This window comes from Bradyrhizobium cajani, from assembly GCF_009759665.1.
GTDB classification, from domain to species: Bacteria; Pseudomonadota; Alphaproteobacteria; order Rhizobiales; family Xanthobacteraceae; genus Bradyrhizobium; species Bradyrhizobium cajani.
Genome location: NZ_WQNE01000014.1, coordinates 1 through 24,281, shown reverse-complemented (window position 1 = coordinate 24,281; position 24,281 = coordinate 1). Strand labels below are relative to the sequence as shown.

Genomic DNA, 24,281 nt, shown 5'->3' with positions numbered 1-24,281 from the left:
GAGGCGTACCCAACCCGCTTTGGCTACGGGAGACGCCGTCCGGTCGTGTGCTCCGAGGCGGCCCACCACCGCGCCGGACGTGGTGACGATATCGCAACCCGAACACGGCGGAAATGGGGAGCCCACAGCGATCGCGCCGGGATGGTAAACGGGGCGTTCGTTTCCCCCCCGTTGATCTACGGAGCGCGGGCGCCCTGGTCTGTGCCACGGCTGGACATTCTGTTGCGCCAAATCCTCACCCCACCCCGATTGTCGCCCTCCACACTGGAATTCTTTTGACTGTGCAAGGCTGCACGCGTTTTCTCGCCTGCGCTGGGGCGGAATGGAATTTGACGATGATCGAGACGGTTTCGGCACTGATGGGTCTGGTAAGCGCGGGGATCTTCCTGGCCCATGCGTTTGAAGGTTACCGCACGAGGGCCTGACGGCAATCGCGCGGGCGGCAAGCATCACCTCTTTCAAGGCGGCACGTTCGGACAATTTTAACAGCTCCGACCGAGCATCGAAGACGAGAGCGGCAGGTGTCCCATGCGCAACCATGACCTCGTATCCGATAGCTTCCTGGTATTGACCGCCGGCGGCCTGGTCCTGCTCTGCTCGAGCCTCGTGGCACTGGCCTTCGGCTGAGCCCCCCACCTTCCCTTTGTTCTGACCACAGCTACACCGCGACGCAGCATACAGTACTGTCCGGCAACTGGCCGGCTCCCGTTTAGTTGATTGAATTTCCGCGTTTGGTGCCTCGACTCAATTTCAAGAGGCCATCACCAACGAGGGTGACGCAAATGCTTGCCGAGAAATTCATACTGGTTCTGGAATCGCTGATCCGCAGCGAACGCACCTATCCCGACGGAAGCCCCCGGGTCATCAGCACCGCCCCGCACGTGCCGGTGAAGCTGCCGAGCCAGAAATAGCCGGCTCGCCGTCGAGCCCCTAGTCACGCGCCGCTCAGCGCAGGCCGAGCAGCGAGCGGCGATAGAAATTGTCGCGAGCCTCGCCCAGACAGACGAAGCTGCCGTCAAACCCCTGGCGATACCGTTTCTGGCCCCTGGTGTAGTAGACGCCCTTCCTGAAATCGACCCAGACCACCTGATCGTGCGGACAATGACGCTGCGCCTGCGCCTCATAGCGAAACGGCGTCAGCGGGGTCGCCGACGCCTCTGTGCCACCGGTACCGATCATGACTGCGGCAGCGAGCGCAAGTCCGCCCGCCCATTTGCCGAGGTCGCTGCGAAACACTCCCCGCCTCCCCATCCTGAACCCTGTCCCGGCCGCCGCGCGCCGGCCACGCGGGCACGGTAGCACAAGACTGCACGATCCCCAGACAGCCGCAAGCGCGCCGCGCGTCTTCCGCCGGCCATCTTGCCGGGTTACAGAGGGCGAGATCATCTCGATACGAGGATGCTGTCTGAATGTCGGTTGAGTCTGGATCGAGGACCGAATCCCACGCGTCTCCGCCGCGCCTGGGTATGCTGCCGATGATCATCTTCGGCTCGCGCTGGCTGCAACTGCCGCTCTATCTCGGACTGATCGTGGCGCAATGCGTCTACATCGCGCTGTTCCTCAAGGAGCTCTGGCATCTGTCCTGGCACGCTCTCGACCTCACCGAGCAGCAGATCATGATGAGCGTGCTGGCGCTGATCGACGTCGTGATGATCTCCAACCTGCTCGTGATGGTGATCGTCGGCGGCTACGAGACCTTCGTCTCCCGCCTCGAGCTCCAGGGCCACCCCGACGAGCCGGAATGGCTGGGCCACGTCAATGCGAGCGTGCTGAAGATCAAGCTCGCCATGGCCATCATCGGCATCTCCTCGATCGCGCTGCTGCGCACCTTCATCGAAGCCGGCAATCTCGGCTCGAACCGCGCCGGCTTCACCGAGACCGGCGTGATGTGGCAGGTGCTGATCCACCTGACCTTCATTGTCTCGGCGCTCGGCATCGCCTATGTCGACAAGCTCAGCGATTCCGGCATGCGCAAGCGCGCCGAGTGAGGCGTAGGAGCCAGCCTCCCTTTTACTTGTCTGCTTCGAGCTGCGCGAGCGCCTGGTGCAGGCACTCCTGCAGCTTCAGCGCGACCTGCTCGCGCGCCACGCCCTTGGCTGCAAGATCGCCTGACACCTTGCCGACGACATCGTCCATCGTCCGGCTCGCCAGATTGTCCGTCACCAGCGCCGTCGCATAGCCTGCCGCGGCATCGCCGCTGAGCCCGAGCTGGCTTGCGGCCCAGAGCCCGAGCAGCTTGTTCGACCGGGCCGTGGCCTTGAACATCAGCTCCTCGTCGTGGGCGAATTTGGCCTCAAAGCCCTGCTCGCGCTTGTCGAACGTGGTCATGGTCAGCTCCATTGTGCGTTTTCGCCGGTGGGCAAATGACTGGACGCGATCGTCTCCGCGGTTCTTGTCAGTTGAGCTTCATTTGAATCTTCCTCCCGGAAGCCGAACGCCGTCAAGCCTTCAGCCTAGGTCGGCGCCTCTGTCAGGTCCGCACCAGCCAGACCGGCCATATGATCGTGTTTACCGTTCGTTAAGCGGACTCGCGGCCGCATGGGCGCTTCAGGGGATATCGAGAGACGACGCATGAACAGAGAGCTGCGGGAATTTCGACGGCTTGAGCGCCTCTGCCTGGAGCAGGCGGCGCTCTCCACCTTGGATTGGGCGCGAAGCGGACTGCTCAAGGTGGCCAACGACTGCCGATTGGCGGCCGACACCATCGAAGCCCGGTCACGGCCGCCCGGCACGTTCGCCGGCGCCGTGCAGGCGCTCAGGCTTGCGCTCGGCGCGATGAGGTCGTCCAGCGGGCACCATTCCGGGCGCCGGCATTAGACGATCCATTCAGGGGGTCTCTGCGTTCTCTACGGTCAGCCCTTCGCTGCTGCCGCCTCACGGGCGAGCCGCTCGGCCTTCAGCCGTTCCCGGTTGGCGTGAAACGCCTTCTGGGCCTCTTCGTGATCGCGCATGGCCTTCTCGGCCTCGATCCGGCGCGCCGCATCACGCGCCTGGCGCTGTTCGGGGGTCAGGGGTTTGCGTCGGAAGGAAAGGTCTTCTGTCATAACCAGATAACGCGGAAGCCGCGAAAGGGTTCCACAAACCGCGCCAAAGGGAACCGACGCGGTCCCTTAAGGCTCCGGCATATCAGTTGGTTCTCAATCTGTCCGCCAGCCGGGTTGGGCCATGACGTCGACGGCCTTACGCGCCCCACGAAAGCATTTTTGTGGGGGTGCGTGATCCATTTCATACCTCCACCGTCCAAAGCCGCGCTCCTTGCTGGATGGGTCGAGCGCTGTCTTGCTCTGGGAAGGCGGAGGTCACTTATGAAGCTGTCGCACGTCGTCGCGTCCCTGCCCTTCCTGATCCTGTTCGCTTTCCAGCCGGCCGCAGCGACGGGCCCGGACCAAACTGCGCTGGCGCAGAGCATCTCCACGTTCATAGAGGGCGTTCGGACATCGGACCTCGCGAAGGTGAAGTCGACGACAGTTCAAGGCTACCGTGCCGGCGACCAGCCCAAATATGCGATCCTTTCGCGGCTGGGACAGGTGACGGACGTCGACCTTGGCGACGCAAGGCGCTTCTCGAAACAAACCATCGTCGACGCGGAGGTACGACATGCCAACGGCGCCTCGTCCTGGACGTTCAGCATCCAGGCTGGAAGCAGGATCTTGGCCGCCGAAATGACCAGCGCCAGCGTCTATGGCGCCAGGGCACCGGCCACGTCCACAAAGACGACAACGGGAGGCTTCGCCCGCTATCATCATCGTCGCTATTCGGGTGGGCAGCGACGCCCGGTGGTGCTGTCCTGTGAATCGTCTCCGAGTTCCTGCAATCAGGATGCTCGACTGGTCGAGTTCTTCTACGCAACGGACCGGAACATCAAGATCACGAACAACGTGTCGACGCTCGATACCAATGCTCCGCGGTCGGGAATATTGACCTATGGCGTCGCCGGCGTTCGCATTCCGGAGGATCACGAACCCGGCAAGATCGAGCTACCGTCCGAGTGGCATTTTCTGAGCTTCGACTACAAGGCGGCCACCGACGAGACGAAGCATTTCTCGATCAAGCGCCTCGCGGCGACGTCGTACGACGACTGGAAAGACCTGGTCAAAAGGCAAGCCGACCAATCGGAAAATCGGGCCCTCGTCTTCGTGCACGGCTTCAACACGGGGTTCGAGGACGCGCTTTACCGAAACGCGCAGATCGTCTGGGATCTCCAGTATCAGGGTGTCTCGGTGCTCTTCTCCTGGAGCTCGAAAGGCAAGGTGCGCGACTACGGTTATGACCAGGACAGTGCAGACATCGCGCAAGCCGAGTTCGTCGAGCTCCTGACCAAGCTTCATGAAAGCGGCATCGAGCACATCGACATCATCGCCCACAGCATGGGCAATCGCGTCGTCCTGCCGGCGCTGGATCAGCTGGCGACAGGATCCAGCCCGGTCAGGGTGCGTCAGCTCGTGATGGCTGCGCCCGATGTTGCCCGCGACAAGTTCATGATCCAGCTTCCCCTGGCGCAGAAGATCGTGGCGGGGTCCACGCTGTATGCATCGTCCGCCGACAAGGCTCTGATCGCATCCGCCGAGCTGGCCGATTTCCCGAGAGCCGGGATGGTCTCCGCCAGCGGCCCGGTTCTCCTCCCAAATCTCGATACCATCGACGTGACCGCGATCGGAGACGAGATCCTCGGATTGAATCATACGGTGTTTGCGACCAATCGCGCCGTCATGGACGACCTGAAGCTTCTTCTCATCAACGGGATGAAGTTGCCGCGACTGGCCCAGGTGCGGAAGTTCCCCGAACCTCCGCAGCCCTCGACCTATTGGAAGTACAGGTGAACTCGCGGCATCGGCCGACAAAAAGCATCACGGCGCAAAAATCGCGAAAACAACCCCATGCACAGTAGCTAAGTCCTGCTGTCACAATAACTTCTGCGACCCCGCGCAAAAAGCCGTTTGACGCGTCGGGCAAAACAGTGGCATTCTGCCATCTTCGGAAAATCCGTTGACCACGTGTTTCCGTATCGTGCGAGGCGCCAAATGGCGTCGTGACGAGCACGAACGCTTTGGGCCGAGCTCAGACCGCAACGTCGTTGAGACAGGTCAATACAAGCAAGCCCAAGCTCTGCGATCCTTCACCCGTCGGCAAGTAACGGAGGCCCTCATGTCACAGCAGAGCAGCATGCATTTCTACCTCAATTGGGCCAAGGAGCGGATCGACGAAATGGATGCCGCATTGGCCTCATTCGAGGTCAAGGCCGGCCAGGCCAAGGCTGAGTCCAAGGTCAAGACCGATCAGTTCCTGTCCGACCTGAAGACGCGTCGCGACGAGTTTCAGGCGCGGCTCAAGACCCAGGCCGAGGCCGGTGAAGCCGCCTGGGCGGGCGCCAAGGCCGACCTCGAAAAGCAATGGAATGGATTCGAAGCCCAGGTGAAGACCTACTTCGAAGACGCCGGCAAACAATTCGAGCAGCAGCAGGCCACGTTCAAGGACCTCGCGGCTGCACAGGCCAAGGCCTGGCGCGAATCGGCGGAGAAATTGCGCGAGGCCGCGGGCAAAGTGACCGCAGCCCGCACCGTCGACGTCGACGCCGCGCTCAAGCAAATGAGAACCGATGCGTCTGAAGCGGAAGCACGTCTGCAGAAGCTGAAGCAGGCTGGCAGTGAATCCTGGTCTGTCCTGAGCGCTGCGCTGGCGGAATCCCGGCAAGCGTTCGATAAAGCGAACCAGGCCGCGTGGGACGCGCTGAAGGGCGGCGGTCCGAAGAGCTGAGATTCACGTCGTTCAAAGCCGGCAGCCGAGATGGGAATGCGCGTCACGGCTACGAGCTGAGCTCCGTTTGCGCGCCCCTCCTCGGAACCTACAGGCAAAAGCGACCGTCATTGCCAAGTCAGGCAGTGCACCGACAAAGCGCGAGGCTATTCCCACTAAGTCGCTGATACTCCTCCGGAGTTCGATCGACTGCGAACACACTGGGAGAGCAATATGCGTGGCGGAAGGGTGTCAACCTAAGAGCGCTTTTCGGCTTTTCAAATCACGTCCTACCCCACGTCGTCCACAAGTTGAGTGTGAGCTAGACAGCCCGCCAGGGAAGAGCGCATGATATCGGCTTCTTGGGGGATTTGAGATGCGATTTCTTTTGACCGTATTCGCTTGCGTGACCCTCGCCGGCTGCGGCGTTGCTGCCAGGGTGGACGCTCGAAACGACTACCAAGCGTCCGAAGCACAATACAAAACCTGCCTCTCTGCCAACCCCTCCGCTCCGCAGAATTGCGAAGGATTGCGACTGGCGATGGAGGCAGACGAACGCAAATACAATAACTTCTCTGCGGGTCTAAATCCCGGAAGCCAGCGATCCGGAACGGTGACAGTCTTGAACCGCTGACGGCCGATCTGAGTGGCGGGCGACGACCTAATCACGCTCGACGAGGCGGCCAAACTCATTCCTGGCGCGTATGCGAATACCTTGAAGCCAACGGGGACGACAAGGCCGCGACTGCTGCCATTGACGCCCTGCGAAGGCGTATGATCTTGAGAACTACCCGCCGCGTTGATCGCGTCCAGCGTCCAACGTTATGGGCCGCCTTCGGGCGGCCTTTTCGTTGTCCGCCCCCGAATCCCGAGGAAAAACGATGAGCGCATTGATCGGTTTCGGCAAATTCGGTTGCGGCTGCTAATCTCAATCAAGCGAATCCGCCGAGATTGCCCCCACGATGAGCCGATTGAGACGGGATAAAGCGCGAAAACGGCTAAATCGAATGTTTGGCCTCGCGCATGACGAGTCGTTCGTCATCATGGTTTGGGCTATCGATGCTGCCCAATCCGGAAGAGCCCAAGCAGCAAGGCGGTTCTTATCTTTCCCTAAACAGGTGGCGGAAGCCAAATTCGGTGAGCGGTATTTCGTTTTCAAATGGGCGCTAGAGACGCTGATCAACGAATTGCTCAGCACGAAGAAGAAGGCGCTCCCGATAGGTGGGCCGACGCGCCGACTCGATTGTACAAAATTCTCAACCGTCGCAGCGTGTCTGAATACGCTTCGGAATCTCGAAGATGCGGAAGATGGCATTGTCCTATCGCAGTTCACCGTCTTCAACATCATGCACAAAATCGGCCACCGGCAGTTCGAATGGCAGCGTGGCTTCTTCAGCTACTCTCAGATTTACAGGAACCTGACAGTCTTTGGAGGTGATTTAGCCGCGGACCATTTCCGTTCAAGCTACCAACTCTCGATCGCAGAATTCTTCAATTGCGGGTTTGCTTTCTACGCCCTTTGCCAGGACACCCCAGGGTTCAAAACTGGCGTTAACCTCGCGCAGGTTCAGTTATCAGACCATGCGCGTGATCGCGCGCTTCGATTGCTCTCTGCGCCCTTAGCCTCAGTTCGAAAGGATGCCAGTTCCTTTCGCCAGGTTGACGGTAAATCCACGGCTTATCAGCGCAGCGTGCTCCGCAAAACACCCATTCTAGTATTCGGAGATGATGTCGCGCGGGCGCCTCTTCCTTCGTTGATCCTTCAACGAATTACGAGTGGCCTCTATTATGACCTAGTGGGAGGCGGCTCCCGCATTTGGCGAGAGATCGGGACACGGTTCGAGAACTATTGCGTGGATTTGGCCGTCGCATTGCTTCCGAAGACGCAGCCGGCGGGAAGCTTCAAATATAAGTTCACCAAGAACTACGACTCCCCTGATCTGTTTCTGCACGATGAAAACGGCGTAGCCAACGTCATCTTCGAGTGCAAAGCCAAGAAGATGTCGATTGCAGCAAAGTTTTCGGACGATCCATTTGCTAGTGCCGCAGACGCGTTTTCGGAGATTATCAAGGGCGTGGTTCAAATCTGGCGATTCAACTCTCACTGTCGTCGCAGCCCGCAAATCAAGGCAATCCATCCAGAGTCAATAGGCGTAGTGCTTACCTTGGACCCGTGGTTGCAGATGTCGCACCAGACCGACCGCGTCTTCGATGAGGCTCGGAAACTAGCTGCCCAAATTGATGCTAACATCACTGAAGAAGACCGTAGATCGGTACTATTCTGTTCGATCGATGATTTCGAGAATACGCTGGAAAGGGCGTCGGAGGAAACTCTGATTGAAGCGCTCCGGGCTGCCGTGACGCCCGAGTTTCGAGGCTGGTTTCTGTTCAATGTGCATCAACAGACGACCGCCGACGACCGACGAAATGCCTATCCGTTCGGACGTCGTATCGCGGAAATCGTTCCGGGATGGAATGCTGAAGCTTTGTCGGCGTCTGGTTCGGACGATGAAACGTAGCTTTACTTCGTCCTAGCTAGTACCCGCCGTTTGAATCGAGAGACCCAGCTCGCGTTCCCGTTCTTGTCGACGTCAAGTCTGAGCCCATCGCCATCGGCCAGCTTATCGCCGGCCTTGGCGTTTTTAACCTTCAATGCGTGAGGATTCCCATGTGCCCAAGCTCCAAATGTGTCCGCCTAAACCCACGTCCTTACCCACGTCGCTGATTTGGATGCTGCTGGACAGGCTTAAACATTGAGCGACACGAAACTGAAGTTTCGCTTTACGTTACAATGCTTTAGCTGGTCATAGATGGACGTGCTTAAACACCGATGGACTAGCAACTGGCGGAAGGGGTGGGATTCGAACCCACGGTACCCTTGCGGGCACGCCGGTTTTCAAGACCGGTGCCTTAAACCACTCGGCCACCCTTCCGAGACTTGAAACTGCTGAGCTTTTCGTCAGTTCGCAGAGAACGTTCGTGCACTCTGCTACCGTTTTGCTACCCAACGTCGTCGGTTCGCTTGTTTATGGCGGCTCGCAGTGCGCCGTCAACCGCCGCGGCGACCTCCCCCTGCATGTTCGGCATCGGATGGCTGTAGATGTCCATCGCGACCGAAGAATGGCCTCGCCGTTCCTGTACCACCTTGGGGTGGATCTTCGCGGGCAAGCATGTGGCTGGCGTGGCTGTGCCGGGGGCCGTGCCGCGTGACGCCCCTGATCCAGGAATTCGGAAGAACCGTGCGTCAGGCTGCGGGGCTGCAAGGGGGAAGCCGTCAGCCTGCGCGACCACATGCCGGCTGTCATCGCCTCGCACGCCGCTCAGCTCGCCGGTCATGCTGGCGGGGCTACAGCACTGCTTGGTTGCGCTGCACGTCTTGCGACGATTAGTCTTTGGCGCCGTGAGACCGGAGAGACAGAATGAAGCATTCGGCATTCTGGACGGGCGTGTTGGCATCATCGGTGCTTGTACCAGCAGTGGTGCCGGCTAGCGCATACACATCCAACACTTGCCCTTCCGAGATCGTCGGGCACGTGGCAGCGGAGATGCGCAAGAGGGGCAGGCTGCCAAAGACGGACGAAATTCAGTGCTTCACGAGATCCCTCAAGAGTTATGGGCGCTCAATGATCATGATCTCCGTCGGAGGCGAGCTAGTGGGTTCTTGCGAAGCCTCTGACGACCCTCATGGGGGAAGAAAGAATTTGCGTTGCTCGCGATCTCGCTGATTTCGATACCGCATCGATCCAGTGCTGTCCGCAAAAGAGAACGGCGCCCTGTGAGGGCGCCGTGTGACACCTTCAGTGCCGCGCCGGCTCAGTAGCCGCAGGAGGCACAGCCCATCTGCACCGGGGCGTAGTAGGAATAGCCGGGCGAGACCATCTCGACGCGCAGGCGCGTGGCGTATTGCGGCGGGATGCGCTCGTACTGGACGCTGGGCGGGGCGACCATCACGGTCTGCGGCACCATCACGGTGCGGTACTGCGCCGGTGTGCGGTGCGCGACCACGGAGCCCGGCGAGACCATCACGGTCTCGTCGACGGTGCGGTATTGCGGCGCGACGTATTGCTGCTGGTAGCAGGTCTGGCACGGCGGCGGCGTGTAGCAATTGTAGCAGCCGGCGGAGGCTGTGCCCGTCATGGAAATCGCGGCGACGGCTGCTGAGAAAACGACAGCGAGAGTACGAGACATTGTGGTGGTGCCCCAGTTGCCCGAAATGGATTTGGATCCGAAGGTCGGTGCAGTATACGCAGCAAAACCCGAAGCTGCCGAACTTCGTCGGGGCATCCTTAATGCGAACGGCCGGCTAGCGCCGGCCGCTAAGGACTCGTTGACCATGCGTGATGTGACCGCTGCGCTTGCGATCACCTCTCCCGCAAAACGCGCTCAGTTCGAGCGGCGCTTCACCTCGCGCACGGCGCCGCGCGCGGCGCTGGTGGTGAGTGCGGCGTAGGCCTGGAGCGCGGTCGAGACGTTGCGCTTGCGGCTCTGCGGCTGCCAGGCGGCATCGCCCTTCGCCTCCTCTGCCGCGCGGCGGCTCGCAAGCTCCTCGTCGGACACTTCGAGGCTGATGCTGCGGTTGGGAATGTCGATGGCGATGCGGTCGCCGGTCCGCACCAGACCGATGTTGCCGCCTTCGGCCGCTTCCGGCGACAGGTGGCCGATCGACAGGCCCGACGAGCCGCCGGAGAAGCGGCCGTCGGTGACGAGCGCGCAGGCTTTGCCGAGGCCCATCGATTTCAAATAGCTGGTCGGATACAGCATCTCCTGCATGCCGGGGCCGCCGCGCGGGCCTTCATAGATGATGACCACGATCTCGCCGGCAACGACCTTGCCGCCCAGAATGCCTTCGACGGCCGCGTCCTGGCTCTCGAACACCCGCGCGGGGCCGGAGAATTTCAGGATCGAGGCGTCGACGCCGGCGGTCTTCACGATGCAGCCGTCCTGCGCGAGGTTGCCGTAGAGCACGGCGAGGCCGCCGTCCTTGCTGAAGGCATGTTCGAGGTCGCGCACGACGCCCTTCTCGCGATCGGCATCGAGCTCGTCATAGCGGCGCTCCTGGCTGAACGCGACCTGGGTCGGGATGCCGCCGGGCGAGGCGCGATAGAAGGTCCGCACCGTCTCGCTCTTGGTACGCTTGATGTCCCAGCGCTCCAGCGCGTCGTTCATGGTCGGCGCGTGCACGGTCGAGACCGAGGTGTCGATCAGCCCGGCGCGGTCGAGCTCGCCGAGAATGCCCATGATGCCGCCGGCGCGATGCACGTCCTCGACATGCACGTCGGCCACTGACGGCGCGACCTTGCACAGCACGGGCACACGACGAGAGAGCCGGTCGATGTCGCGCATGGTGAACTCGACCTGCCCTTCATGGGCCGCGGCCAGCAGATGCAGCACGGTGTTGGTCGAGCCGCCCATCGCGATGTCGAGCGTCATCGCGTTCTCGAACGCCTTGAAGTTGGCGACGTTGCGCGGCAGGACCGAAGCATCGTCCTGCTCGTAGTAGCGGCGGACGAGATCGACGATGGTGTGGCCGGCCTCGACGAACAGGCGCTTGCGGTCGGCATGGGTCGCCACCACCGAGCCGTTGCCGGGCAGCGCCAGGCCAAGCGCCTCGGTCAGGCAGTTCATGGAGTTGGCGGTGAACATGCCCGAGCAGGAGCCGCAGGTCGGGCACGCCGAGCGCTCGATCACCTTGACGTCGTCGTCGCTGACCTTGGAGTCGGCGGCGGCGACCATGGCGTCGATGAGGTCGACGGCCTTGGTCTTGCCCTGGAGCTTGACCTTGCCCGCCTCCATCGGCCCGCCCGAGACGAACACGGCGGGGATGTTGAGCCGCAGCGCGGCCATCAGCATGCCGGGCGTGATCTTGTCGCAGTTGGAGATGCAGACGAGACCATCGGCGCAGTGCGCGTTGGCCATGTACTCGACGCTGTCGGCGATCAATTCGCGCGACGGCAGGCTGTAGAGCATGCCGTCATGGCCCATGGCGATGCCGTCGTCGACCGCGATGGTGTTGAACTCCTTGGCGACGCCGCCGGCCTGCTCGATCTCGCGCGCCACCAGCTGGCCAAGGTCCTTGAGATGGACGTGGCCGGGCACGAACTGGGTGAAGGAGTTGACCACCGCGATGATCGGCTTGCCGAAATCGGCGTCCTTCATGCCCGTCGCACGCCAGAGGCCGCGGGCACCCGCCATGTTGCGGCCGTGGGTCGTGGTGCGGGAGCGATAGGGAGGCATGGCGGTTTCCGTCCTGGGTTGGGTCGGCCCGGCGGGAAAATATGGAAGCCGCCTCAAGCCTTTCCGGCCGGATAGCGCACGCGGGGAACGCGCGCAACGGGAACTTGGCTTTGACAGGGCCGGATCGGCCTTTCGCAGGCCTCCCCTGCTCCCGGCGCGGGCTATTGCAAGGTCGCGTCAGCGCCGGTCGGACGCTGTAGCTAGCGCTTCGGCTTGGGCAGCACAATTCTGCCCTGGGACGCAATGCCACCCCACTTGGTGGACCAGCCGATTTCCGAGCCCGAGGACGGCTCAATGCCTGTCTGGCCTCGGGCGCCCTGCAATGCAAACAGGGCGCCCTGGGGATCGACACATCGCGCGATCCAGCAGCCATCAGGCAATTCAATCGGCCCCTGGAGGATCCGGCCGCCGCCAGCATTCACGTGTTTCGCGGCAGCGCCGATGTCGTCGACATTGAAGTAATGCAGCCAGCTCGGCTGCGCTACGCTCGGCAGTTTCGTGAGGATGCCGCCAACCGTCTGCCCACCCGCCGAGAACAATTGATACCAGGCCGCTGGATCGCTTTGAGCGTCGGCCTCCTGCCAGCCGAATAGTTCTCTGTAGAAATCGAAGATCACGGTCCGGTCGGCGGCCAGTAACTCATGCCAGCCTACGCGCCCCGGCTCGTCCAGCCGGCCCGGTTTCCGTCGGCCATATGTCGGTTCTTTGATCAGCCCGAACGTCGCCCCCTGCGGATCGGCAACGACTGCGATGCGGCCAATGTTGGTGTCGGTCGGCGGTACAAGGATCGTGCCTCCAAGACGCCTGATCTGCGCGGCGGTGGCGTCCAAGTCGTCGACGGCGACGTATCCCATCCACCTTGGCGTCGCCCCCAATCTCCGCCCCTCTTCCGGGATAACCATAAGTCCGCCCAGCGGAGCGCCGCCGCTACGAAGCACCGCGTAAGGCAGTTCCGGGGTCGATTCATCCTTCACGCCCCAGCCGACGGCCTTGCGATAAAATGCGCCCGCCGCCGCGACATCCGTGGTCAGGAGCTCATACCAAGCGAAACGCCCTGATTGATCTGCCACGCCGATCTCTCCGTTCAAGGTGCGATGCTCTTGAGGCACTGCACCAAACGGCATGCGCACCAAGAGCCTGGATCGTTGATGCGTTGTATCAACCGGCCGCGCCGATTGCCGTTCATGAAGATGAATACCTCCCGAGCGTGCGGCGCCGCGCTTTCGTGCGCGTCATTGTTGCTCGCGTGATTTCCTGGGCGTAGACTTACCGCGGCTGGGATGCTTCTTGCAATGCTCGGAGGTTCGACCATGCGGCAGGCGAAGAAGACTTCTAAAGGGAAGAAGCGCGTAACCAAAGTCGCCGTGCCGGCGTTCGGTGCCGCAGGGTTGACGTTCTCGCTGGCGGGAGGCGCATCAGCGTCCGCCGTGCCGCCGCCCGACACACAACAATTGCCGCACCTTGGACCGGGTCAGGCAATCACGCTCGATGAAGAGGAAATGGCCGACATCAGCCTCGCCACCTTCCATCTCTTCGACAAGGAAAACGCCGGTAGCCGCGTGCAACTGGCATGGCGCGGATGCGGCGGTTGCCGCGGCTGCAGAGGCTGTCGGGCTTGCCGGGGCTGCCGATGTGGCGTCGGTTGCCGATGTGCAGGTTGTGCTGTCGGCTGTGCCGTTGGTGTGGTGGGATGCGCCGTATCATGCGCGGCTTTCTGCGCATCGTGGGGCCGCTGCCGCTGGTGCTAGGCCTCGGCGCGTTCCGAATGTCACATTCACGGGTTGATAGGTCATTGGCCGGCCTCAAGAAAGGGTCCGGCCAATTGCTTGATTTCGCGACGACGCTTGCATCCGCGGCCTGCGGATGACAGCCGAATTCGTTTCAATTCTCTGGAAAAATGCCGGCGCGGGCGCGACGATCCGTCTTGCGCGGGGGATCTACTGCAACGGCAACAGGATCAGCGTGCTAACTCGATGACGGTCGATCGCAAGCCCCGCATTGTGCGGCAGATCCGCAAAGACATTCTGCGATTTGCACCGAACTTCACCGCCTATGCCATGCCGCCTGGCGCGGTTTGTCTCTATTCCGAGCACCGCAAATTCTTCCTGCACGGCGAACTCTACTGCGCCCTCGCCACCGCGATCGGGCAACACGGCAAGGCGAGGTCGGAAATCCTTCGCCAGCTTTCGAAGCGCTTCCCGGCCGACAAGATCGAGGAAGCGATCAAGCGGCTGCTCGATCGCCGATATATCGTTGCGCGGACCCCGAAAGCATTCGACGGCGCCGTCGGCGGTTTCTTGGCAAGCCTCGGCATGTCTTTGGAAATTGCGGAGCAAAATCTTCACAATTGCCCCGTCCTGGTCGAGTCGATTGACGTCAAAGGCGCCAAGGAGCTGACCGCGGCGTTGAGCAAGCTCGGCGTTCAAATCGCCAAGCGAGCGCCGAAGCTCACGATCACGCTGGCGAACGACTACCTCGACCGGCGACTTGCTGAACTGAACCAGGAACGTGTGGCCAGCAAGACGCCCTGGTTGCTGGTCCAGCCATCCGGCCCGTTTCCGCTGGTCGGGCCCGTGTTCAAACCGGGCGAGAACGCCTGCTGGACCTGCCTGTTCGATCGCATGATCCGCAACCGGGAGATCAAGGGATTTCTTGACCGGGCACCGGCGCATGCGGTTGCCACATCGCCGCTCGTCAGAGAAAGCGTCGGCCAGACAGGAATCCATTTTGCTGCCGTCGAGATCGCCAAGGTCATTGCCTCGGATTTTCGCACCGATTTGTGCGATCACATCGCAAGCTTCGACCTGACCGGCGCCGCCATCGCCAAGCACTACGTGACGCGACGCCCGCAATGTCCGACCTGCGGCAGCAAGAAGCTGAACAACCCGCGCCGATCTCCGGCCCTGATCGAGATTGCCGAGGGCAAGAGGCTCGTCATGACCAGCGGTGGATATCGTACCGTGACGTCGCGGTCGACGGTATCGCGCTTCCGCAAGCATGTGAGCCCACTGACAGGGGTGGTAACCAGGCTCGAACGAATCGACGTCGATCTGCCGATGAACACCAACTACTTCGCCCAGCACAATTTCTCGGCGCCGGCTCGAAGCATCGACCAGCTCAGGTCCGGATTGAGCGGCGGCAGTTTTGGCAAGGGCTCGACCGCCGAGCAGGGCGAAGCCAGCGCGCTGATGGAATCGATTGAACGCTATTCGGGCATTTTCCAGGGCGATGAGATCCGGACGGCGCGTCGATTCGCCGATTTCGCACCTGGCAACGCGCTTCTTCCCAACGATGTCCAGCTCTTCAGCGAAACGCAGTTCAAGAACAGGTTCCTCCAGCAACCGGACGATCCACATCCGGTCCCTGAGCCGTTCGATCCCGCGACGCGGACCGAGTGGTCGCCGGTCTCATCGTTGCGCGACAAACGCTTCAAATATCTGCCGACGGGCCTCCTGTATTTCTTCTACGGCGGCTTTCATACGGATTCCAACGGCTGCGCGGCCGGCAACACCCGCGACGAAGCGATTGTCCAGGGCTTCCTCGAGCTGGTCGAGCGCGATGCCTACGCGATCTGGTGGTACAACCGGGTGCAGCGCGCCGAGGTCGCCCTCGAGCAGTTCGACGATTTCTATGTCCGGGATCTGCAGGCCCAATTTGCGGAAGCCGGGCGCAAGCTATGGGTGCTCGACGTCACCAGCGATCTTGGCATTCCGACTTACGTGGCAATCATGCACTGGATGCAGAACGGGCACGAGAATATCGAGTTCGGTTCCGGCGCGCATTTCGACCGCCGTATAGCCCTCCTACGCTCCCTCACCGAGCTGACCCAATTCATGTCCGTTGGCATGATGGACGGTGCGAGCGGCGAGAAGCCGACACTCGACGGTGTCACACCGCTGCGTTTGGAAGACTACCCATTCCTGACACCGAGCGATCGCCCGATCGTCCCCCCTGCGCCGAGCCTCAAGCTTCACGACAATACGCGCGACCAGGTCATTGCCAGCGTCGAGATCGCCGCCCGTGCGGGCTACGATTTCCTCGTCCTCGACCAGACACGTCCCGACGTCGAGGTTCCGGTCGTCAGGGTGCTCGTTCCCGGCTTGCGTCATTTTTATCGCCGCTTTGCACCGGGCCGCCTTTACGATGTGCCGGTGAAGCTCGGATTGTTGGATCGGCCGCGACTGGAAAGCGATCTGACTTCATTCCTTCCACACACCTGAAGGGCTGCTCTTTCGTGCGCGCGCCCAGGAAAAAGCCGACCAGGAAGATCGCGCCAGACATTGCTGCCCGATTGAGCCCTGGCTTCTCCCTCCAGATGCAGCCGGACGGAAACATCGCGGCCTCTCTGGGCGACTATTCCGTCAACCTCGGACAATTCAGCGACGGCGCGATCGACCGCGCGCGACATCTGAGCACCGGTCTTCCGCTCGCTTCGTTTGCAGGCAAGAGCAAACTCGCCAGGGAAATCGACGCACTGGTGCATCGCCTGGCCCGGCAGGGGCTTCTGGAATACCGCCTCTCCTCCTCGCGCGACGAGCTGGACCTCGTGGTCATCGAGCCTCAAGTCCCCGACTACTGGCCGCGACGCGCGAAGCTGGGCAGCCGCGATACCGTTGTGTTGTCGCGCTTTGCCTATCTGCGCCGGCGCGGCAATGAGATGGTGCTGGAATCGCCACGCGCCGGCGCGCTGTTCCGGATTGGCGATCCCGCCATCGCCGCCACCCTTGCTGCGCTGTCACAGCCTCAGAAGATCGGCAAGCTCAACCAGAAGGCACTCTCCTTCAACCTCCTTCTGCTCGAGCTGTTGGTGGAAAGCCAGATTCTGCTCAAGCTTGATGCGAAAGGCGGCGACGGCCTGCGCGTGAATGAAGGCGACGGCAATCTCGTTCTCTGGGATTTCCATGATCTGGTATTTCACACGCGGAGCACGGAGGGCCGTCAAGCCAATCCGGTCGGCGCCGCTTTCGCCTATGCGAGCATCGTTCCGCCTCCGCCCGCGGTGCGTTCGCCCTGGCCCGGCAGCAAGATCGACCTGCGTAAATTCTCCTCCTCGGTGCCGAGCTCTCTCCTTCCGAAGCTGTTGCGCGAACGCCATTCAACACGGGATTTCGACGACCAGCATCCGGTCACGCTCTGCGAACTCGCGCAGTTTCTCGACTCCACCGCGCGCGTTGTGTCCGAATGGACGAGCGAACCGTATTTTAACGGCGGTCCCGAAGTCACCTACAGTACGAGGCCTTATCCGTCGGCGGGCAGCGCGTACGAGCTGGAATTGTACCTGGCGGTCTCGAACTGCGAAGGGCTCGCGCGCGGACTCTACCACTACGACGCGGGGGGGCACGCGCTAGTAGCGATCAGCGCCTCCGCCCAACAACTCCAGGCGCTCTCGGTGGCAGCTCAGTTCGCGATGGACGCGCCTGGTCAGCCGCAAATCCTGATCACGATCGCGGCGCGCTTTGGGCGGGTCTCCTGGAAATACAGCTCAATTGCATATTCGTTGATCCTGAAGGATGTCGGCAGCCTGATTCAGACGTTTTATCTGGCAGCGACCGATATGGGCCTTGGTGGCTGTGCCATCGGGACCACCGACATCGATCTGTTCGCGAAAATGACGGAGCTGGAATTGCATATAGAGGGCCCAGTCGGTCAATTCGCGCTCGGGCGCGGCAGGAAAGTCGAGATCCCAAGCTAGCTGGAAGCCGTCCCCACCGGGGTCCGACAGGCAATTCGGCGCACGCCTCAAGCCAGTCGCGCTATTGCAGCGTCGGATCGAGCCGGTCGCGCAACCAGTCGCCGATCACGGAGACCGCCAGGGTCGTGATCACGATCGTGGTGGCCGGTGCCAGCATGATCCAGGGCGCCCGCGTCAGGTATTCCCGGCCGTAGCCGACCATGTTGCCGAGGCTGGTCATCGGCGGTTGCACGCCCAGGCCGAGGAAGGACAGGCCGGATTCCATCAGGATCACCTCGGGGAAGACCAGCGTGGTCGAGACGATCAGGGTCGAGGCGATGTTGGGCAGGATGTGCCGGAGGTAGATCCGCGACGGCGTCGCGGCCAGTTGGCGGACCGCGGCCGCGTAGCCCTGCGCATTGGCGGAGATGGCAAGGCCCCGCGCGATGCGGGCATAGCGCTCCCAGCCGAACAGTCCCATCAGGCCGATCAGCAGCGGCAGCGAGTTGCCGAAGAAGGCGAGCACCGCGAGCGCCATGATCAGGAACGGCATGCTGGCCTGGAAGTCGGTCAGCATCAGCACGAGCTGCTCGACAGCGCCGCGGAAATGCGCGGCGAGGAAGCCGAGCGTGGTGCCGACCACGGCCGAGATCGCGGTCGCGCCGAACGCGATCAGCAGCGAGATGCGGATCGAGACGAGCAGTCGCGACAGCACATCACGGCCGAGTTCGTCGGTGCCGAGCCAGTGCGCGACATTGCCGGGCGCCGCCAGGCGGTTGCGCAGGTCGAGCTGGGTGAAGCCGTAGGGCGCGATCTTCTCGGCGAAGGCGGCGATCACCAGCATGGCGAGGATCCAGCTGATCGCGAGCGCGACCGAGACCGGAATCGCCGGCAGGCTGATGCGGCGGCGAGCAGCGGTGTCCTTCAGCGTCGCATCGGTCATGCATGAGCCCCCTTGGCGCGCAGGCGCGGATCGAGGAAGCCATAGAGGAAGTCGACGATCAGGTTCGACGTCACCATGGTCAGCGCGACCAGCAAGAGGATGCACTGCACGACGGCGAGGTCGCGGTTGGCGACGGCGACGACGAGCAGGCGCCCTACTCCCGGCCAGGCGAACACGCTCTCGACCACGACCGCGCCCGCGATCAGCGTGCCCACCATGAAGCCGAGAATGGTGACGGTCGGGATCGCCGCATTCGGCAGCGCATGCGACGTCACCACCTTGCGCCACGGCACGCCCTTGGCCGAGGCGGTGCGGATATAGGGCTGGCCCAGCACCTCGAGCATGGCGCTGCGGGTGAAGCGCGCCAGCACCGCGGCGCCGCCGAGGCCGAGCGTTGCAATGGGCAGGATCGCGTGACGCCAGCTCTCCTGCCCGCCCGACGGCAGCCAGCCCAGCTGCACCGCGAAGACGAGCACCAGCAGCAGCGCGAGCACGAAGCTCGGCACGGTGAAGCCGGCGACCGCCGCGATCATCACCGCGCGATCGATCGCCGAGCCCCGGTGCAGCGCGGCGTAGATGCCGGCGGGAATTCCGAGCGCCACTTTGAAGGCGAAAGCCGGCAGCGTCAGCGCCAGCGTCGCCGGGATCCGCTCCAGCACGAGCTCGATCGCGGGCCGTCCGTCGCGCATCGAGCGGCCGAGCTCGCCCTTGGCGATGGCGCCAAAATAGTCGAGATACTGAAACCAGATGGGATCATCGAGGCCCCAGGCCTTGCGGAAGGCCGCGAGGACCTCCGGCGGCGCCTCCGGTCCCAGAATCATCAGCGCGGGATCGCCCGAGAGCCGCAGCACGACGAAAGCGAAGGTGACGACGAGCACGATCGTCAGGGCCGCGCGTCCGATGCGAATGGCGAAATAGCGCCCCATCACGCGGCGTCCTTCCTCTGGACCTGCGGCCCCGTCACGAGATGACAGGCGACCTGCCTGTTACCGCCGACGGCTGAGAGCATCGGCACCTCGCTCGCACAGCGCGCGATCGCGCGCGGGCAGCGCGGATGGAAGGCGCAGCCGCCGGGTCGCGCCGCCGGGTTCGGCGGATCGCCAGCCAGCACGATGCGACCTGCGCTGCGGCGGCCCGGTGCGGGCGAAGCCGAGACCAGCGCCTGCGTGTACGGATGCTCCGGACGCGCAAACAGGTCGTCGGCGCTGCCGATCTCGACGATGCGGCCGAGATACATTACGGCAACCACGTTGCTGATCTGCCTGACGACGCGCAGATCGTGGCTGATGAACAAGAGCGTCAGCGACAGCTGCGCCTGGAGATCGGCGAGCAGGTTCACCACCTGCGCCTGGATCGAGACGTCGAGCGCGCTGACCGGCTCGTCGCAAACCAGGAAATCCGGCTTCGTGGCGAGCGCCCGCGCCAGCACGATGCGCTGGCGCTGCCCGCCCGACAGCGCGCCGGGATAGCGCGCGCCATGCGCCGGCGTCAGCTCGACGGCGCGCAGCAGTTCACGGACGCGCGCCTCGCGCTCAGCGGGCGTGCCGAGACCGTGAATGTCCAGCGGCTCGCGGATCTGGGCAGCAACCGGCAGACGCCGGTCCAGCGCGCCCAACGGGTCCTGGAAGATCATCTGCATGCGCGCCCGCTGCACGCGCCACGAAACCGTCGCGGGCGCAGCCATGGACTTGCCGTCGAACCGCACCTCGCCGCTGTCCGGCGGCTCGAGGCCGAGCACGATGCGGCCCGTGGTCGACTTGCCCGAGCCGGATTCACCGACGAGACCGAGCGTCTCTCCCCTGGGGATCATGAGCGACACGCCGTCAACCGCGTGAACGGCGGTGCTGCGGCCGAACATTCCGGAGCGCATGGCATAGCTGCGCGATATCGCGGCCACCTCGACGAGCGGCGCGCTCATTCGGCGGCGACCCCGAGCAGTGCCCGCCGCGACGCTTCGGCGCGGATGCAGGCAACGCTGCGATCCTCGGCGATCGGCGCAAGGCTCGGCGCCGCGAGGCCGCACGGCTCCGTTGCCAGCGCGCAGCGGGGCGCGAAGGCGCAGCCGCTGGGCATGTTGGCGGGATCGGGTACCGTCCCGGGAATGGCGGTGAGACGCCGGCGCGGCCCGTCGAGCGGCGGCAGCGCGCCGATCAGGCCCTGGGCATAGGGATGCACGGGATCGGCGAAGAGCTGGTTGCTCCGCGCCTCCTCGACGATGCGGCCGGCATACATCACCGCGACGCGGTCGCAGTTCTCGGCGACGACGCCGAGGTCGTGGCTGATGAGGACCATCGCCATGCCCATCTCGCGGCGGACCGTGGAGAGCAGCTCCAGGATCTGGGCCTGAATGGTGGCGTCGAGCGCCGTGGTCGGCTCGTCCGCGACCAGCAGATCTGGATTTCCGGCCAGCGCCATCGCGATCATGATGCGCTGGACCTGGCCGCCGGAGAATTCGTGCGGATAGGCTTCGAGCCGCCGCGCCGCATCGGGTATGCCGACGAGATCGAGCAGCCGCCGCGCTTCCGCCTTCAGCGCATCGCCGGAGAGATCGCGGTGCAGCACAAGCGCCTCGCAGAGCTGCCTGCGGACGGTCAGCACCGGATTGAGCGCGCTCGCCGGATCCTGGAAGATCATGGCGACCCGCCCGCCTCGCACCTGGTCGAGCTCCGCGGCAGGCGCGCCGAGGATCTCACGGCCGTCGAGGCGCACCGAGCCCGTGACCTGCGCATGGCGCGGCAGCAGGCCGAGGGCAGCAAGCCATGTCACCGACTTGCCCGATCCGGACTCGCCGACGAGGCCGAGCGCCTCGCCCTTCTGCAAGCTGACGTCGATGCCGCGCAGCACCTGCACGCCGTTGAAGGCGACACGCAGGTCGTGGATGCTGACCAGGGGCGGCACGCCCTACGCCTCGAAATTGCCGGCGCGGAAATCCATCGCGAAGGCCGGCGCCGCCTTCCATTTGATCGATTTCGGTTTCGCCGTGAAGGTCGCGTTCTGGTGCAGCACCGTGTAGGCCGGGTCCACGCGCTCGGCGATCTCCAGCATGCGACGGAACGCTTTCTTGCGGGCCTCGCGGTCGGTCGAGGTCTCCAGGAATTCCGAGAGCTTGTTCAGCTCGACATTGGTCCACTCGCCGATCTGCTGCTGCTGGCCGTTCGGGCCGTGCTGGGCGACCAGCGACGACACCGGATCGTTGAAGGCAGCCGAGTTCGACCAGTCGCGCACGGCGCGGGTCGGCGCACGCTCCATGATCTGCGACCAGTTCTCCTTGGTCTCGATCTGGACGTTGAGACCGACCGACTTCCACATCTCGACCAGCACCTGCGCGGTCGCGACCTGGTTGGTGTAGTAGTTGTTGAGCAGGCGGTACGGTATCGGATCGCCCTTGTAATTGGCCTGCTTCAACAGATCCTGCGCGAGCTTGGGATCGTAAGCCGGCACGTTCCAGTCGGCGTTGAACATGTCGCCGTAGAATTCCCATTGCAGGCCCTTCGGCACGCGGGTGCGGCCGGCCCATAGGCTGTCGACGATCGCCTGGCGATCGATCGCATGGGTGAATGCACGCCGCACAAGCGGATTGGCGAGCTGGGCGTGGTTCTTGTCGAACACGGTCAGGCGGTGATTGAGGATGGTGCCACCCTGCACCTCGAACGCGGAATTCTTCTCGATGCCGGCGATCTGATCCGGCGGGATGTCGCAGGCGAACTGGTACTCGCCCGACAGCAGGCCGTTGATCCGGCTCGCGACCTCCGGCACCTCCAGGAAGCGTATGCGCTTGAGCGGCGGGCGGCCGCCCCAATATTCGTCGTGGGCTTCCAGCGTCAGCGACACATCGGGCTTGAGCTCGACGACCTTGTACGGACCTGTGGTGATCGGCTTGCGCGCCCAGTCGAGATAGCTCGCGGACTCTTCCCAGGCGCGGCGGTTCATGATGTCGGAGCCGTAGCGCGACAGCCGGCCCTCGATGGTGACGTCGGGCGTCGCGTTGTAGAAGCGCACCGTGTACTTGTCGACGGCATCGACGCGCACGAGGTCGGGCCAGATGCGGCGGGCGACCGCGGGCACGTCCGGCGGCAATTCCTTGCCCGGACGCGGCGTCGGGATCTTTTCGAAAGCCTGGATGGTGGAGCGGCTCTTGGCCTCGGTCTCGCCGAACATGCGCTGGCGGCTGAAGGTGAAGACGACGTCTTCGGCCGTCAGCTCGTCGCCATTGTGGAACTTCACGCCCTGACGCAGCTTCACCTCGACGGTCTGGTCGTCGATGCGGCGCCATTCGGTGGCAAGGCCCGGCACGGCCTCGAGCTTGCCGCGCCAGTTCTTGGAGATCAGGCCTTCCCAGATCGAGGAGAAGAACACGCGCTCGCCGACATTGGACTGCTCGCGCAGCACGTCGAGCACGTTGGCATTCGTCACCTTCTGCACGGCGATAGTCACCGACGGACGATTGTCGCCCTGCGCGATCGCAAAGCGCGGCAAGAGAAGCGTGCTTGCGGCAGCGCCGCCGGATTTCAGGACGGTACGACGGGTGAGCTTGCTCATGACAGTGATCCCTGCCCTTGGTGATGTCGGTTATTCGGCGAGGCCGAGCGCGGCGAGATGGGCTGCGCCGGCGCGAACGTCATCGTGGTTGCGGAGTTCGAGGATCAGCCGCGGGTTGGAGGTCAGCCGGCCGAGCGCACGGAACACGGCGATCCATGGAATATTGCCCTCGCCCGGCGCCCAGTGACGGTCGGCAAAGCCGTCGGTGTCCTGGAGGTGCACATGCGTCAGCATGTCGCCGGCTGCATCGACGTAATAATCGACCGGCGGGGCACCGGTGGAGACATGCGCGTAGTTGGCGTGTCCGGTATCGAGCGAGACGCGGACCTTGCTGCTCTCGAGCGCCTTGGCGAGCCGCACGCGGTCGCGCGGATCCTTGTCCTCGATGTTCTCGATGACGATCTCGCAGCCGATGGTTTCCGCCCGCGCGATCACCTCGGCGAGCGTCGCCTTCACACGCTCGACCAGGTTGCCGCGATTGTCAGGATAGAGGTCGAGATTGTTGTGGTCCCAGGTCGTGAAGGGCGAATGGATCACCATTTGCGTCGCGCCGAGGAACTCGGCAGCGTCGAGCCCTTGGAGCAGCCGCTTCGTCACCGCCTGACGGATCATCGGATCGTGGCTGTCGATCTTGAAGCCCCAGAACGGGCCGTGAATGCCGAGCCGGCCGGTGTGGCCGGCGAGCATCTGCTTGATTTCGCCGGCCGTCGCGCGCCAGTCGCTATCGAGCAGATCGGCGCGAAAGAAATCCTGGATTTCGAGATCGCGCTGCCGTTCCAGAAGCCAGTCGCGATGCGCGGGGATCGATCTGATGGACAACGCGGCGCCCAACACCGGCTTGGACATGGCTTGCTCCCTCTTGCCGTCGGAGATGACAAGGCAGCGCTAGACCAGTTCAGTGACAGGCCCGTGAAAGGCAGCTTCCGAAGCATCGGGCAGATGTGGACATCGGGGCGATCGCGTGCATCGAATTCAGGCAGCCGCGGTCGCCGCGCATGCCGATGACGCATCAGCGCGCCGACGCAACCACATTTGTGTCCGTAGTGATCCGGAATGGAATCCTATCCCGATCTCGCGTACATCGCGCGCATCGATCGGCGGCCACTTCCACGGGCATCACCCTCTGATCGCGCTACATGGGGTTGGGGGACCACATGGGGC

Annotated in this window: 21 protein-coding genes and 1 tRNA gene; 9 read left to right on the top strand and 13 right to left on the bottom strand. The window is 63.2% G+C overall.

Going from position 1 to position 24,281, the window contains the following annotated elements; all coding sequences use genetic code 11:
- Positions 1–782: 782 nt before the first annotated feature.
- Positions 783–911, top strand: coding sequence for a hypothetical protein (locus tag GPL20_RS39960; RefSeq protein WP_256557411.1), 129 nt, complete (start codon positions 783–785; stop codon positions 909–911).
- A gap of 34 nt (positions 912–945) precedes the next feature.
- On the opposite strand, the gene GPL20_RS18130 is transcribed toward GPL20_RS39960, so the two are convergent.
- Positions 946–1,251 carry a hypothetical protein gene (locus tag GPL20_RS18130; RefSeq protein WP_157330872.1) on the bottom strand — a complete coding sequence of 102 codons (306 nt, stop codon included), beginning with the start codon at positions 1,249–1,251 and terminating at the stop codon, positions 946–948.
- Between the two features lie 158 nt (positions 1,252–1,409).
- Between GPL20_RS18130 and GPL20_RS18125 the strand changes: the two genes are divergently transcribed.
- Entirely contained in the window at positions 1,410–1,988 is a 579-nt protein-coding gene (locus GPL20_RS18125; protein WP_157330871.1) for a TIGR00645 family protein, read from the top strand.
- 22 nt (positions 1,989–2,010) lie between these two features.
- On the opposite strand, the gene GPL20_RS18120 is transcribed toward GPL20_RS18125, so the two are convergent.
- Positions 2,011–2,328, bottom strand: coding sequence for a DUF1476 domain-containing protein (locus tag GPL20_RS18120; RefSeq protein WP_167533089.1), 318 nt, complete (start codon positions 2,326–2,328; stop codon positions 2,011–2,013).
- 243 nt (positions 2,329–2,571) lie between these two features.
- Between GPL20_RS18120 and GPL20_RS18115 the strand changes: the two genes are divergently transcribed.
- Complete coding sequence (locus GPL20_RS18115) at positions 2,572–2,817, top strand: hypothetical protein (protein WP_157330869.1); 246 nt, start codon at positions 2,572–2,574, stop codon at positions 2,815–2,817.
- A gap of 35 nt (positions 2,818–2,852) precedes the next feature.
- On the opposite strand, the gene GPL20_RS18110 is transcribed toward GPL20_RS18115, so the two are convergent.
- A complete protein-coding gene (locus GPL20_RS18110; RefSeq protein ID WP_092290343.1) occupies positions 2,853–3,044 on the bottom strand; it encodes a hypothetical protein in 192 nt (63 codons plus the stop codon).
- Between the two features lie 261 nt (positions 3,045–3,305).
- On the opposite strand from GPL20_RS18110, the gene GPL20_RS18105 reads away from it, so the two are divergent.
- From GPL20_RS18105 to GPL20_RS18095, 3 genes are all read left to right on the top strand, one after another.
- Positions 3,306–4,820, top strand: coding sequence for an alpha/beta hydrolase (locus GPL20_RS18105; RefSeq protein WP_157330868.1), 1,515 nt, complete (start codon positions 3,306–3,308; stop codon positions 4,818–4,820).
- A gap of 325 nt (positions 4,821–5,145) precedes the next feature.
- Complete coding sequence (locus GPL20_RS18100; protein ID WP_157330988.1) at positions 5,146–5,754, top strand: sll1863 family stress response protein; 609 nt, start codon at positions 5,146–5,148, stop codon at positions 5,752–5,754.
- Positions 5,755–6,740: 986 nt separating this feature from the next.
- A complete protein-coding gene (locus GPL20_RS18095) occupies positions 6,741–8,252 on the top strand; it encodes a hypothetical protein (RefSeq protein WP_157330867.1) in 1,512 nt (503 codons plus the stop codon).
- A gap of 324 nt (positions 8,253–8,576) precedes the next feature.
- On the opposite strand, the gene GPL20_RS18090 is transcribed toward GPL20_RS18095, so the two are convergent.
- Both GPL20_RS18090 and GPL20_RS38885 read right to left on the bottom strand, forming a co-directional pair.
- Positions 8,577–8,666, bottom strand: a tRNA-Ser gene (locus tag GPL20_RS18090).
- Positions 8,667–9,546: 880 nt separating this feature from the next.
- Positions 9,547–9,870, bottom strand: a complete 324-nt coding sequence (locus GPL20_RS38885; protein ID WP_167533088.1) for a hypothetical protein — start codon at positions 9,868–9,870, stop codon at positions 9,547–9,549.
- Between GPL20_RS38885 and GPL20_RS38880 the strand changes: the two genes are divergently transcribed.
- Positions 9,869–10,183, top strand: a complete 315-nt coding sequence (locus GPL20_RS38880) for a hypothetical protein (RefSeq protein ID WP_167533087.1) — start codon at positions 9,869–9,871, stop codon at positions 10,181–10,183. The two genes, GPL20_RS38885 and GPL20_RS38880, sit on opposite strands and share 2 nt — an antisense overlap.
- On the opposite strand, the gene ilvD is transcribed toward GPL20_RS38880, so the two are convergent.
- Both ilvD and GPL20_RS18070 read right to left on the bottom strand, forming a co-directional pair.
- A complete protein-coding gene (gene ilvD, locus GPL20_RS18075) occupies positions 10,117–11,967 on the bottom strand; it encodes a dihydroxy-acid dehydratase (RefSeq protein WP_157330865.1) in 1,851 nt (616 codons plus the stop codon). The genes GPL20_RS38880 and ilvD overlap by 67 nt on opposite strands.
- Before the next feature lie 200 nt (positions 11,968–12,167).
- The gene (locus tag GPL20_RS18070; protein WP_167533086.1) at positions 12,168–13,055 is read right to left on the bottom strand and encodes a VOC family protein; all 888 of its coding nucleotides are present in this window, start codon (positions 13,053–13,055) and stop codon (positions 12,168–12,170) included.
- A gap of 885 nt (positions 13,056–13,940) precedes the next feature.
- Here GPL20_RS18070 and GPL20_RS18065 point away from each other — a divergent pair.
- Positions 13,941–16,187, top strand: coding sequence for a TOMM precursor leader peptide-binding protein (locus GPL20_RS18065; protein ID WP_157330864.1), 2,247 nt, complete (start codon positions 13,941–13,943; stop codon positions 16,185–16,187).
- 95 nt (positions 16,188–16,282) lie between these two features.
- Positions 16,283–17,659 (top strand): SagB/ThcOx family dehydrogenase, encoded by a 1,377-nt coding sequence (locus tag GPL20_RS18060; RefSeq protein WP_167533100.1) that lies wholly within the window; start codon positions 16,283–16,285, stop codon positions 17,657–17,659.
- A gap of 61 nt (positions 17,660–17,720) precedes the next feature.
- Here GPL20_RS18060 and GPL20_RS18055 read toward each other — a convergent pair whose 3' ends face one another.
- The 6 genes from GPL20_RS18055 to GPL20_RS18030 are packed head-to-tail and all read right to left on the bottom strand — an operon-like array spanning position 17,721 to position 23,966.
- Complete coding sequence (locus GPL20_RS18055; RefSeq protein WP_157330863.1) at positions 17,721–18,581, bottom strand: ABC transporter permease; 861 nt, start codon at positions 18,579–18,581, stop codon at positions 17,721–17,723.
- Complete coding sequence (locus GPL20_RS18050; protein ID WP_157330862.1) at positions 18,578–19,507, bottom strand: ABC transporter permease; 930 nt, start codon at positions 19,505–19,507, stop codon at positions 18,578–18,580. The genes GPL20_RS18055 and GPL20_RS18050 overlap by 4 nt, the downstream gene beginning before the upstream one ends.
- Entirely contained in the window at positions 19,507–20,499 is a 993-nt protein-coding gene (locus GPL20_RS18045) for an ABC transporter ATP-binding protein (RefSeq protein WP_157330861.1), read from the bottom strand. The genes GPL20_RS18050 and GPL20_RS18045 overlap by 1 nt, the downstream gene beginning before the upstream one ends.
- On the bottom strand, positions 20,496–21,479 hold the full coding sequence (locus tag GPL20_RS18040) for an ABC transporter ATP-binding protein (protein ID WP_254126423.1): 984 nt from the start codon (positions 21,477–21,479) through the stop codon (positions 20,496–20,498). The genes GPL20_RS18045 and GPL20_RS18040 overlap by 4 nt, the downstream gene beginning before the upstream one ends.
- A gap of 3 nt (positions 21,480–21,482) precedes the next feature.
- Positions 21,483–23,120, bottom strand: coding sequence for an ABC transporter substrate-binding protein (locus tag GPL20_RS18035; protein WP_157330860.1), 1,638 nt, complete (start codon positions 23,118–23,120; stop codon positions 21,483–21,485).
- 30 nt (positions 23,121–23,150) lie between these two features.
- Positions 23,151–23,966, bottom strand: coding sequence for a sugar phosphate isomerase/epimerase family protein (locus GPL20_RS18030; RefSeq protein WP_157330859.1), 816 nt, complete (start codon positions 23,964–23,966; stop codon positions 23,151–23,153).
- Positions 23,967–24,281 lie beyond the last annotated feature (315 nt).